The organism is Paenibacillus sp. tmac-D7 (genome assembly GCF_006519665.1).
In the GTDB taxonomy this organism is placed as follows: Bacteria; Bacillota; Bacilli; order Paenibacillales; family NBRC-103111; genus Paenibacillus_G; species Paenibacillus_G validus.
In genome coordinates, this window is sequence record NZ_VIDW01000002.1 from 184,890 (window position 1) to 197,794 (window position 12,905).

At 47.0% G+C, this 12,905-nt stretch carries 9 protein-coding genes and 1 pseudogene; 4 read left to right on the top strand and 6 right to left on the bottom strand.

The genetic code is table 11. The features are described 5' to 3' along the window. The first annotated feature begins 117 nt into the window (after positions 1-117). A complete protein-coding gene (locus tag FKP33_RS02410) occupies positions 118-1,431 on the top strand; it encodes a hypothetical protein (RefSeq protein ID WP_141333853.1) in 1,314 nt (437 codons plus the stop codon). A 218-nt stretch (positions 1,432-1,649) separates the two neighbouring features. On the opposite strand, the pseudogene FKP33_RS02415 reads toward FKP33_RS02410, so the two are convergent. Further along, positions 1,650-1,940 (bottom strand): annotated as a pseudogene (locus FKP33_RS02415) (ATP-binding protein); the annotation flags it as partial. A 168-nt stretch (positions 1,941-2,108) separates the two neighbouring features. Here FKP33_RS02415 and FKP33_RS02420 point away from each other — a divergent pair. Next, positions 2,109-3,473 carry an ISNCY family transposase gene (locus FKP33_RS02420; RefSeq protein WP_074730150.1) on the top strand — a complete coding sequence of 455 codons (1,365 nt, stop codon included), beginning with the start codon at positions 2,109-2,111 and terminating at the stop codon, positions 3,471-3,473. A 79-nt stretch (positions 3,474-3,552) separates the two neighbouring features. Here FKP33_RS02420 and FKP33_RS02425 read toward each other — a convergent pair whose 3' ends face one another. The 4 genes from FKP33_RS02425 to FKP33_RS02440 all read right to left on the bottom strand — a co-directional run bounded on the left by FKP33_RS02425 (position 3,553) and on the right by FKP33_RS02440 (position 7,979). Beyond that, positions 3,553-5,403 (bottom strand): PAS domain S-box protein, encoded by a 1,851-nt coding sequence (locus FKP33_RS02425; RefSeq protein ID WP_141333855.1) that lies wholly within the window; start codon positions 5,401-5,403, stop codon positions 3,553-3,555. A 257-nt stretch (positions 5,404-5,660) separates the two neighbouring features. Next, entirely contained in the window at positions 5,661-6,455 is a 795-nt protein-coding gene (locus tag FKP33_RS02430; RefSeq protein ID WP_141333890.1) for a helix-turn-helix domain-containing protein, read from the bottom strand. 229 nt (positions 6,456-6,684) lie between these two features. Continuing rightward, the gene (locus tag FKP33_RS02435; RefSeq protein WP_127608718.1) at positions 6,685-7,098 is read right to left on the bottom strand and encodes a VOC family protein; all 414 of its coding nucleotides are present in this window, start codon (positions 7,096-7,098) and stop codon (positions 6,685-6,687) included. Between the two features lie 458 nt (positions 7,099-7,556). Continuing rightward, positions 7,557-7,979, bottom strand: coding sequence for a MarR family winged helix-turn-helix transcriptional regulator (locus FKP33_RS02440; protein ID WP_127608719.1), 423 nt, complete (start codon positions 7,977-7,979; stop codon positions 7,557-7,559). Positions 7,980-8,221: 242 nt separating this feature from the next. On the opposite strand from FKP33_RS02440, the gene FKP33_RS02445 reads away from it, so the two are divergent. Together FKP33_RS02445 and FKP33_RS02450 are read left to right on the top strand one after the other, a co-directional pair. Beyond that, positions 8,222-9,436, top strand: coding sequence for an MFS transporter (locus FKP33_RS02445; protein ID WP_054799624.1), 1,215 nt, complete (start codon positions 8,222-8,224; stop codon positions 9,434-9,436). Between the two features lie 424 nt (positions 9,437-9,860). Next, positions 9,861-10,700 carry an Rpn family recombination-promoting nuclease/putative transposase gene (locus FKP33_RS02450; RefSeq protein WP_141333856.1) on the top strand — a complete coding sequence of 280 codons (840 nt, stop codon included), beginning with the start codon at positions 9,861-9,863 and terminating at the stop codon, positions 10,698-10,700. Between the two features lie 529 nt (positions 10,701-11,229). On the opposite strand, the gene FKP33_RS02455 is transcribed toward FKP33_RS02450, so the two are convergent. Then, on the bottom strand, positions 11,230-11,886 hold the full coding sequence (locus FKP33_RS02455) for a hypothetical protein (RefSeq protein ID WP_258313358.1): 657 nt from the start codon (positions 11,884-11,886) through the stop codon (positions 11,230-11,232). Positions 11,887-12,905: the final 1,019 nt, after the last annotated feature.

Here is a 12,905-nt window from a genome sequence, read left to right on the forward strand (position 1 = left end):
TACAAATCAGCTCTGCAAACATAACCTAATACTCCGTTCGACCAGTCCAACTGGAGACATTTTCTTCTTAGCGAAGAGAATGTCTTTTTTTATTCCAACCACATTGGAGGATCTCCTATGACGAAACCGCTTCAAGACGCCCGCCTCTCGATTGACTCCGAGCGCTTGCAGGAACTGCTTCAATTTCCGCTCGTCGAAGCGCTGTTCGGCCGGCGATCCCGCCGTTTCTTCCGCGGAGCGGAAATCCCGGACGGACCGCTCGCCTACAAATCGAAGTATGAACCTGAGCCACTGGACGACCTTGAGAAAATTTTGATTCTGCTCGCGGTCGGCGGTGTCACCGGTTGGCATCATTCCATCACCAGGCATGACCGGTACAAGCCGCACCTGTCCAACTATTCCGGCTCGGCTACAGGCAGAACCTTCCCTTCGGCCGCAGGCTTCCATACGTCGGAAATTTTCTTCACCGATGATACCGGCACCTACATTTTCAAAACCAGAGATGCCGTTCCCGAAGTCAAGAAAGGGGAAGACGGCAAGCACGACGTCGAGCAATTGATTCTAACTTACAAAAAACATATTCATCGCATTTCGGAACAAAGACTGCACATCCCGAACTACGAGCCCTACATGGAAGGCCATAACTCATGGGTTGCCAACAAACCGGGAACTTTTCTGGCTTTCCCTGTAGGGGATCTGGCACAACATACGATAGCCAATCTATGTTTCTATGTGCAGAACGGGCTCAGCATCTATGACGATATCAATGGACGGAACATTCCAGGCATCGAACAATTCCAGGACATCATCGATACCGGGAATCCTCTGCCGTTAACGTTTCTCGATCAATATTCGCTTGCGGAACTATCCGCCGAGCTCGCCACTTCCACTTATGCCGGCGTGCTTATGCAGCAGGCTCTGGGACTCGGCGGCTGGATGTTCGACGGCATAGACCGCCTGACCGTTCTCGGCGCCAGCGCAGACCCTGCGGTTCCTGGTTTAGGCTTCCGTTATGATGCGGATGAGCGCTGGGCTCTTCCGAATCCTACCGGGCTGGAAGGCGTGTTCGTTTCTTACACTCCGCCGCACTTTAAGGATATGCGTGCTGCCGTCGACGCTTTCTGCGACAGGAAATTCGGTGTCAACGGCCCGTTCCATCCGGATACGCCCGGACCTTGGAAGGACAGCCAAAAGGTGCGCGGCAGCGCCCAAGTCCATGACGAGCAGTTTCGCAGCGCGGTCGCCCACCAAGCGCAATATATTTACGACACGTTCGGCAAATTCCCGGCGACCGTTCCGTCAGTCTATTCCTTGATGTACTTGCAGACCCATCATCTGGATTTGGATTTCTATGATCAATTTTTCGGTCCGCATTCGTATCTTCACACCCATGCGAAACACTTGGAACGTTGGCATAGCATAACCAAATAACAAAGAAATAACGAATAAACTTCTACCAAAAAGCATGCTCCCGAGTGGTGGTCATAGCCCCTTCAAGCAGACCATGTAACAGAGACTGTACTTGATTAAGCGGCGACCGCTTTCCGGAATTCAACCGGTGAGCGGTCGCCTAGTTTTTATCTGAAAGCGTCCCGTGTAGTAAAATTCAATCAGCAATCATCCGAATGTGAGAACGGTTTGAACGTCCCTTATTGAATCAGCGGCAAAACAACCTCCACTTGAGTACCTTGATTTAACTTACTGTAGAAACAGATTTGTCCACCGTGGGATTCGATAATTTTATAGCACATCATGAGTCCCAGACCTGTTCCCTTGACTTTCGTCGAGTAGAACGGTTCACCTAAGGAAGGAATCCGCTCCGCGGGAATGCCGCACCCCTGATCCTCGACGGTCGTTACGATCCGATTCCCCTCTACGAGATCGGCACGAATCGTAATTTCACCGCCGTCGGGCATGGACTCGATCGCATTTTTAACTAGTTACCCCTGAAAAAGTCGGGCTATTTTGACAAAATAAAAAGGAATTCGGCACCTCAAAATGGAAATTGTTATTGTCCAGATAACAATCCATCCATCCCCGAGGGAAGAATTCCTTTGTTTAAGGAGTTCAACGCAGAGCCTCGGGAATCCTTCCTTGAGGTGATGAAAATGTTGAAACTTCGTGACGAGCAAATAACGATGTGGGATGCGATTCTTCCGGAAGCTGTTAGAACGCTGCCGGCCGAACTTGCCATCATCGATCGCTTGCTGGACGACGAAAAATTTCTTCAACCATTCGCGAAGCTGCATCCGAAAGGCAAGAAGAGCGGTCGCCCTACGCTGGCGATCGAGAAGTACATCCGTCTTATGGTCTTGAAACACAAATATAATTTGGGCTACGAGTCGCTCGTGAAGGAAGTTGGCGACAGCATCACCTGGCGAATGTTCTGCCGTATTGCCATCGATGAGAAGATGCCGGATCCGTCCACGCTCATCTATGCCCGCAAACGCTACGGCGATAAAATCGCCCAGGACATCAACGCTGCGCTTATCAAACAGTGTGAAGAAAAAGCGATTCTGAAAACCCGTAAATTCCGTACAGACACGACTGTCGTGGAATCCGACATTCATCACCCGACAGATGCTACGCTATTGCAGGATGGTGTGAAGGTCATCACGCGAATGATTCAGAAAATCCGCAAGGTCGCTTCCCACGCCGTTCAAGGCTTTGAAGATCGTACGGCTGAAGTTAAAGAAAAGATTCTGTCCATCGCCAAAGTACTGCGGCGTCGCACACGGGAATCGTGGGAAGAAGTTGACAAGATTACGCAAAGCGTAATCGAAGTAACCGACAGCGTCGTAAAGGGTGCACAAAGCGTCGTAGAAAAACTGCAAGACAAGGGCAAAACGGCCGTTCAGCAAAGCAAAGCAAAACTGTCGGCGGCGGTCGAGCTTACCGGGAAACTGCTGGAACAAGCCAGACAGGTCGTCTCCGGCAATCGTATCATCGCCGATCGTATCGTCAGCTTCTTTGACCCCGAAGCCAGGCCGATCAAGAAGGGCAAGCTAGCCAAAGGCACGGAGTTCGGATACAAGGTGCGAATCGACGAGACGGAAAGCGGCTTCGTCACCGGTTACGCCGTCTATGAGGGAAATCCCTCTGATGACGAATTGCTTGTTCCCGCCATAGAAGCACATATCAAGCAGTTCGGCAAAGCACCGCAGGCCGTAGCCACCGACCGCGGCTTCTCAAGCAAGAAGAATGAAGCAGCCATTACTGAACTTGGTGTAAAGCGAGCCAGCTTGCCGCGAAAGGGCAAGAAAGGCATTGCCCGCACGGAGTACGAAAACGAAAAATGGTTTAAGGACTTGCAGCGTTACCGTGCAGCCGGAGAAGCGAAGATTAGTCTTCTCAAGCGCAAGTACGGTTTGAACCGCAGCAGGTACCGGGGCTTTGCTGGCTCAAAATGCTGGGTCGGCTTCGGAATCCTGACCCACAATCTGCAAAGAGCAGCAAAAATGCTTCAAAACTAAGGTAGAAATAGAAATCCGGGGGAACCGACATCCACAAAACCACTCGGCTCCCCGAGACCATTTTTAAAATTGGACTTTTTCAGGAGCAACTAACTAGGTTAATGAAGACCTGCTTGATTTGGACGGGAGAGCATACAATCGGCGGAAGCCCCTCCGCAATCCGGGTGACTATGGTTACGTTGTTCATTAACGCCTGTGACTCAAGCAGTGTGGCGACACCTTGAAGAATGACGTTCACTTGTGCCTGCTTCGGATTATGCTTCTCCGGCTTCGCAATGAGCAGCAGCTCGCTCACGATAAAATTGATCCGATCGAGCTCTTCCATCATGATGCCGTAATATTCGCTTTTACCTCCTTGCCCGCTTCTCATCACCTGCAGAAACCCTCGTAAAGCGGTGAGCGGGTTGCGTATTTCGTGGGCGAGTCCCGCAGCAAGCTGGCCGACGACGCCGAGTTTATCGGACTTTCTTAACAGCTCTTCCGTCTTCTTCCGCTCCGTAATATCCCGGGAAATAGCGGAATAAGCAATAATTTCCCCGTCGTTATCCCTTAATGGAGAAACAGTAAGATCGATATCGATCAAGCGTCCGTCCTTCCGTTTCCGTACGGTCCCGAGCCCTGTCGCAGATTGCCCGAATAAAGTAATCTTCTTCAGAGAATTCTCCTCTTCGCTGGCCGTATTCTCCGGAAAGACGGGTAATTTCCGATCCCGAAGCTCTTCCAGCGTCCAACCATATACGGTTTCGAACGCCGGGTTCACCCAGAGGACCTTCCCCTCCAAATCAACCAGATCAATAGCATCCGACGTGTGCTGAACAAATGACTCCAGCAGCTCCTTCGTCCTGCGAAGCTCTTCTTCCGCCTTCTTCTTCTCCGATATGTCGACGCATGAAGCGATCACCTCGACTACTTGGCCGTTCCGTTTGATCGGCTTCAGGGAAGCCAGATAAGTGACTCCGTTTCCTGCATAGCCTTCATACAGCACATGTTCTTCCCCTTGCCAGGCTCGCCGGTAATACTGTTCTTTACGAAGAGCCGTTTCGGCAGGTAAGAAATCTCGCAGCTCATGACCGATAATTTGCTCCGGCGTATGCCCCGCACGATACACCAATTCCCCCGCGCACATCGTGTGGATAAACCGGCCGTCGATTTCCTTGCATTTAAACGTCATTCCCTGCTGCTTCGTAATAATCTCCTGAAGCTCCTGTTCCTTCGAGCGTAACGATTCCTCTACTTGTTCCAAACTCGTCAGTTCTCTGCCTATAACATGATAGCCGGTGGTCCGCTCATCCATCATAATGGGTACGACTTTGATCTCCAGGTTCACCGCGTGGCCGCCTTTGTGCTGGATCGTGACGATAGTTTCATTCTTGGCAAGCACGAAATCGTCCAAGCTGCGTCCTAACGCTTCTTCTAAGGTGTACCCGCTTACTTGTTCGGCAGCCGGATTGGCATCCTCGATCTCACAGGATGTGTTGATCCTGATCATCGCCGCCGGATTATAGTAAAGCAGCGAATGATAGCGCTGCTCCATGCTTTTGTACAACGAAATGTCCTGCATATGAATAAGGAGAAACTCGGGTTGGTTGGATGCATCGTACATGAACTCCATCTGCAGCCCATACCAGTGTTCATGTCCTTGCGGATCGGTTAAGCGTTGTTCCGAAGCGCAAGTAGTGATGCTTCCTTCTAATAACCGCCCTACATCCATCTGGAGGACGGAAACATCCGGCGACCACGCAAGCTGATGCCAGCCCATAGTCAACAGTTCTTCTTCGTGATGGCCGGTCATCCGACAAAAGGCAGGGTTAACGCTAACAAAGCGGCCATCGAGATGGCATACGCCGATACCAGTAGGACTAGCGTAGCAAATTTGCTTCCATCTCTCATTTATAGCGCCTGGTCTATCAAAAGAACTTGAATGTCTCATGTAGCCGCCCCCGCAATAACGATGTGATTAGATGTAACAGATTTCGATTCATTATCAAGAAATTCCTGCTAATCCTCGAAATGACTATTTGTCTATCACCTTCAATATCTAGGCACCGCTGCTATTGCAACGTTCACTGAACTCAAATACCACCTCTTCGGCTACATCCTGCCCTCTATGTAATCACTGCTGAAACTTCAACCTGTTCGGCCTCATTCGGCAAGTGAGGAACTTGGGACAGAAGCAACAGGCGGCTCTTAGCGATGGCTATTTTGCAAAACCCTGCTCAGGAAACGATTCATCAAAATCGGTAGAGATATCAGGATGGGAGGGTCGTCCAGCCGGGGAACGTGGAGTGTCACTTGCTGATGCGGAACGGATAAAAAAGGATTGACCAGGAGCGGCTCTTTCGATCTGGTGCGTAAGGTGGTGTACGGAAGCAGAATATCCATGGCGCACATTCCCCAAGAGACTGATGTAGCCATCAGATAATAAGTGCCCGGTGTGACGTTCATAAAGCAAAAATCTCCTAAAGAAGAAAGCAGCGTTCCGTATAAAGGCAGCCCTTCAGGAATCGGTTTGGCAAACAAACCAATAAGAATAACTCCCTCAAAAGGAATTTCCGCTTGAACCGTCCCTCTAATTTGGTTGTGTGCAGTTACAGCAGGGCTCGACATACGCCAATCGCTAAGCATCTGCAATGAACACAAGTGGTTGCCCGCTTGCAGCGTCGAGTTCCGAAATTCGGATGGCGTCACCCCCACCCGTTCGGTAAATCGGGTGGTGAAGGTTCCCAGACTCTGCTGCCCGATCTCCAATGCGATATCGCGAACAGTCAGATTCGTGCGCAACAACAAATCTTTTGCCTTTTGCAATCGGAGGGATGAAACATAATATAGGGGGGAAAGGCCGATTCTTTCTTTAAAAATGCGCGTGAAATGATATGGACTATAGCCTGCGTATTGGGCCAATCGGGAAAGCGGAAGCGGATCATAGATATGTTGATGAATATAGGCGATCACTTCATCTATTTCTGAATACCGGTCCGTCACCTTCGTGCTCAACCTTCTTTCCGTCCATATACTTTGTGCTTGCGCACGCTGGTTCGAACAATTATTCCGTTCGATTCTCCAAATTCAAGAGAACAAACGTTCGCAACAATGATACCATATATTTGAAGTATTTGAAACAACTACACCATCAAAAAAATAAAAGATGCCCTTTTTCCGGGCATCTCCTACTTATGGATAATCATCCATGACAAGCTGTGATTTTTCAATCTTAAGCTTTATCTGCTGCGCTTGCTTCCATATAAAACAATTCCCATAGATGACCGTCTATATCCTGAAAGCTCCATACATACATAAAGCCATGGTCAATCGGATCATTAGGCTTACCGCCCGCTGCCAGAGCCTTATTTACAATCTCATCAACTTTCCCCCTGCTTTCAACAGACAATGCCACAATCACTTCTGTATGTTTTGCTGCATCCGGAATTTCTTTTTTGGTAAACGTCTTAAAAAAATCTTCAACCAGCAACATGACAAATGTATTTTCATTGATAACCATACACGTTGCATTTTCATCGGTATATTGGGCGTTAAATTCAAAACCTATTTTAGTAAAAAAGTCGATGGATGTATTCAGATCTTTGACCGGTAAATTAACAAAAACTTGATCTGCTTGAACTCCCATAATCTATCACCTCTAAGTTAAATTTCATGCACGAAGCTTCAGATTCATCGCTTGAGGCATTGCCAGGCTTGCTTCAGGAGGGAAATCTCCTCCGCAATATCGCCGCTTACCACCCGCGACTACTTTTCTCTATGATCCCCTCCTTAACATTAATTTTTGCGTGTCCAGCACATCTGCCATCTAGTGACATCGACATATAAACAAAAACCTGTTCCAAATAATACTAGCATGAAACAAATGAAACGATTTCTTATCGATTGCTAATTTATATAAATCTGTCGTATGCAAAAAAACAAAAAAACGCCCTAACTCCCCGGCGCTTTCCGTTTAAGATGGAGCCCAGGGGGATCGAACCCCTGACCTCATCGCTGCTAGCGATGCGCTCTCCCGCTATAGTCACTTACACTACTCCAAATGATCCCACCACCATTGTTTAATCCGGATGGCCGGATTATGGCCTACTTGAACGTACGATTAAACTTTCTTAACAATTGTCCAAACCTTTGACATTCTTCATCCGACCAGTCCTGCAGCTTATCCGTTACCCTAGCCAACCGTTCCTGTTTGTTTTCGACTAATTCCTTTTTTCCCAAATCCGTAATCTGAAAGGAGAAAGCCCTGCCATCCAGCGGATCGGGAATTCTGCACACATATCCTTTCTGCTCCAAAGCTGCAGCCTGCCTGCTGACCGTTGAAATATCCAAACGGAATTCATCAGCCAGAGCTTTAACTCCAGCGGAACCATGGGCGAAAATTTGGTGCAGTAAAAGATACGCAGACCGGTCGAGAGTCCAGTTTTTTTTATTGGATGCTATTGATGTGATATGACGAACCAAGACCGCCAATTCAAATTCAATCGTTTCCAGCGACTGTTCCTTCATTTCTGTACCCCCTCACTGCGAACATCATTTCAATTGAAACCATAGTAACATAACACCAATTATTTTTGAAATGACGACACCCGACTTAAAGGTCGTATTGACATCCTATATAGTTGCATAATACAATTATAAAGTTTCATCATACAACTTGTTAACGGATCGAAATTCTAGAATTAGATAGCTGCATTTAGGAGAAAACCATTTCCTTTAGGAAAAATAAATGAGGTTAGGAGTGACCATAAATGTCGACCATATCCCAAGAAGCAACCATTGCAGAGACAAGTCTTCTTAAACAGCCTCGTTCGGTGTGGGCCGTATTTTTCGCTTGTATCATCGCTTTCATGGGGCTTGGGCTTGTTGATCCGATTTTACCCGCAATCGCCAAACAATTGCACGCCTCGCAGAGCGAAGTCACCTTGCTATTCACCAGCTACAATGCCGTCATGGCGGTTGCGATGTTAATTACCGGTGCTATTTCGTCAAGGCTCGGGATCAAGTGGACGCTGATTACCGGCATTGTTATTATTGCCTTATTTTCAGCGCTCGGAGGGTTATCCAACGGGATTTGGAATCTTATCGGGCTTCGAGGGGGCTGGGGACTTGGTAATGCGCTTTTTGTCGCAACTGCTTTAACGGCTATTGTGTCCCTTTCAAATTCCGGTACTGCAAAAGCTATCATACTGTATGAAGCGGCGATAGGACTTGGAATTTCGGTTGGACCCCTGCTGGGCGGAGAACTGGGCGCCATTTCATGGCGAGGACCGTTCTTGGGAGTCGCCACGCTGATGTTGGTTGCCTTTTTCAGTCTTCTTATTATGATGCCGAAATCCAAAATGACTAATACTACCAAACACAAAACTTCTTTGCTCGATCCTTTCCGAGCATTGAAGCACCGTTCCCTTGTCGTATTCGGCATAGCGGCTTGCCTGTACAACTTCGGGTTCTTCACCTTATTAGCTTACGCGCCTTTTGTCATGGGCTTGGATGAGCATGGTCTTGGCTACGTATTTTTAGGATGGGGCTTGTTGCTGGCTATCACCTCTGTTTTCATGGCACCAAAGCTGCAGCAAAGGTTCGGAACCGTTACATCCATGTGCGCGATGCTGTTCTTGTTTGGTCTGGTCCTGTTGACGATGGGCATTTGGACATCGACGCAATGGGTCATCATTGCCTCTGTTATTTTTGCCGGTGCGTTATTAGGTAATAACAATACTTTGATTACGACAGCCGTGATGAATGCGGCCCCTGTCGAACGCTCCACGGCGTCGGCTGCTTACAGCTTTCTGCGCTTCCTTGGAGGAGCTGCGGCCCCGTATTTGGCGGGTAAACTGGCTGAGGTCTTCAATCCGCATGTACCGTTCATTGTTGGTGCAGGATTTGTCATGATTTCCGTACTGTTCATTACGCTTAATCGGAAGCATCTGAAGCATGTCGACCATGCTGGAGCCGCTCATTGATGCAGCTATAGGGTAGCGGGCATACGGACGATTACAGCAGCGTATTTTCAATGCCGTGATCCTGGTTTAGCCCCACAAAGTGATGACCACGCTTCGGTGTATACGCCAACAACTTTGCGGGGACCTCAGGTTCACTGCTCCGCGCTCGCGGACGCCCCAGGGGTTCGTCCCTTGACCTCATCGCTGCTAGCGTGGAGATGTACTGTCCTCGCGTATCTCAAGATGCCCGGAAGCCTACTCCTATAAGGGTTTTCGGGCATCGCCCTGTTTTCGTGTACCCTCGTGTTTCCGACTGTTATCGAGGGTTTTGTGACCAAGGCTGTGACCACACTTGAAGTGCGAATTCAAGGCCGACAGCTATTACTCATTACTGAACATTCGCGTTCGTGGTATAATAATGATAACGATTGGAGATGATTTCAAAATGGGTGACCGTCTGCTTGATCCGCGTAATGACTTTGTATTCAAACGCATCTTCGGTAGCGAAGAGAACAAGGATATTTTGCTGGCTTTCCTGAACCGGACGTTTATGGAAACCAATGAGCCACCGTTAACGGACATCATTTTAATGAACCCATACACGGAAAAAGACGCTCCGCAAGCTAAACAATCCATCCTTGATATTAAAGCCCGGACAATTGACGGCAAGCTCATTAACATCGAAATCCAGCTATTTAACCGCTACGACATTGACAAACGCACTCTATACTACTGGAGCAAGATGTACTCGGATCAGCTTGTAGAAGGCCAGCCTTATCGGGAATTGAAGAAGTGCGTTACAATCAATATTCTCGATTTTACTTATCTGCCGAATGAACAATACCATAACGTCTTTCATTTACGCGAGCAACGATCTTCCATCCCGCTTACTGATGATCTCGAGATTCATTTCTTGGAATTGCCTAAGCTTGATGCTTCAAGCGTTCCGGTTGAAGGCGGTTTGATCAACTGGCTATTGTTTCTAAAAGGCGTGGACAAATCGACTTGGGAGGTGCTGATGATGAATGAGCCGATGTTGAAGAAAGCGATGACGACCTTAGAGTTTCTGAGCCAAGATGCAGAGGCTCGTCGATTGTATGAAGCCCGGCAGAAATATCTTCATGACGAGGCATCGATGATCGAGGGAGCCAAGGCCGAGGGGGAACGTAAGAAGGCCATAGAAATCGCCAAAAACTTGCTTGATTCGGGCGTCGATGTAGCGGTTATTGCTTCGTCCACCGGGCTTACCAAGGACGAAATTGAAAAACTGATAACCCTTCAGTAATGACAAGCAATCACAATTGTCGAAAGCCGCTATACGCTACATGGTTTTCGGCATTTATTGTTTTAACGGACGGGACTTTGTTCGACTGAACAGTGATTCATATCCCAGGAGTTCGGAAGGTTATTCGTAATAACGGTTGTAAACTAATGATAAGACTCACCGTATCACTTGATATGGTAAACTAAAAATATATCCCCTTGTCTTCGGATGTACTATCGTATGTTTCTTAAGATGCCCGGAAGCCTACTCCCATAAGGTTTTTCGGGTGTCTTCCTGTTCTTATGTATCCCCATGTTTCCGGCTGTTTTTAGGTATTTTTATGACCAAAGTATTGACCACAGAAAACGATTTTCAAATGGTAAGGATTGGAGGTTTTTTAAGCAATACTATCGAAGAATTATAGAACTTAAATCAACGGGAAAGACAACTTGATTTTTTTCTTCTGATTCCGCGACAGAGACATATTATCCTAATCATCTATCGCCAAGTTGACACTGTAAAGAAATTTCGCAATCAACCACAATGAATTCTAGTGAAAAAAACAAAGGAGAGGCAATTGTACAACATAATTTATTACATTTTTTAAGTATGTCGCATCATTTGCTGGCCGTTTAACCTCATAGATATTCGCTTCTTCGTAATAATCAAACGAATAGGGGTTATCGTAAGAGGACTCATCAAGAGCCGCGGGAGACTCTATAACCTCGATATCAATCGTTTGCTGTAGTAGTGCATCTTGAAGCTTATGCATCGCTCCAGAATTAACGTTGCTTTCCGTGTACTCGCTTATGGCTTTGTTGACAGCATCTAGTAATTTCCGACCTTCTGTTAAAGGATCTTTAATCCAGTCAGTGGACCATATGCGATATATTTTCCAACCGATATCCTCTACGATCGTTTGACGCAGCCTATCGCGTTCTCTAGCAGTTCTAGCTGAGTGGTAGGTAGCTCCATCACATTCTATCCCAAGGACGAATCTGCCGCTTAACGTAGGGTGTTTGACGGCAAGATCGATTCTATATCCGGAGCAACCAACTTGAGTAGCGACCATAAATCCATTTTTTACTAAGAAATCATACACAGAATCTTCAAAAGGGGAGTCAACGTTAACCGTATCGGAATATGTCAGTTCATTAAGTATTGCATCGGGCCCATTCATTGCGAATTCAATATATGATCGCAGCATCTTTACGCCTTCAGCATTCGTGTTCTCCAATTTTATATGCTTTGCGTGCCTTTTATTTTATAAGAGGAGAATGCTTGTGGGCAGATGCACAGTTGGTCAATCTCTTTAATCCACGAAGGAAAGTTGGAAATTACCTTTATTCGTACCTTCTGACCATGATGAGCATCTCGCATTCGATATGTTTGATTTTACCAGAATTTAGGTCTTTGTTCCTGTTTTCTTCAATATATCTATCTGAACCGGGTTATGTAACGTGAATTGGGAATAGAATCGGCAGATTGATAAATTTCCGGGCCGGTACCTCTTAACGCGGGCATAAATCCCGATGAAATCAATCCATAGCTCACGTTTCAGCCGATGATGGGTTGATGTCGGTAAATCAATATTCTATATATCGTAAATATTGAAGATTTGTAACGTAGCAATGGCATAATAAAAGCCGAATTCGTTTTGAATCGGATCGTGAAGTTATATTCAGTATTAACGGTGAACTTGTAGTAGCGTCTACATCCATCCTCTTTTATGGGCGTACCACCCAAACCAGATGATTCCGGCTAACAGCAAAGTATAGAACGGAGCTACCCTTAGACAGTAAAAAATAAACCGAAGAATGTACAATGAAAGCCATAACCCGATGATATACAGCGGCCAAGTATAGATATGCTCGTACCAAAACGAGCCTGTTGTTAGCCGCGGCTTCAGCCAGTAAATGCCGATAGGATATAGCACAGCCATCAACATTATCATCAAACATCCGAGACTGCCAGCGGTATCTGAACTCCGTTCCTCCTTGACTCCAAACAGCTTCTTCAACCCATACTTAAAGGCTTCACCTAAAAATATTTCGAAGAATTTATCCACCCAAATCCCGCCTTTCGGCCATGTTGTTTTTACAATAAAAAATGCGGAGAGACTTATCCCCTCCGCCGAACGCATATCCACCTTCATCGCTCAGTCGAAGCTGTTGGACAGGCAACCTTGTGATGATAACTATGGTATTCAAGCAGACGGACAATTGC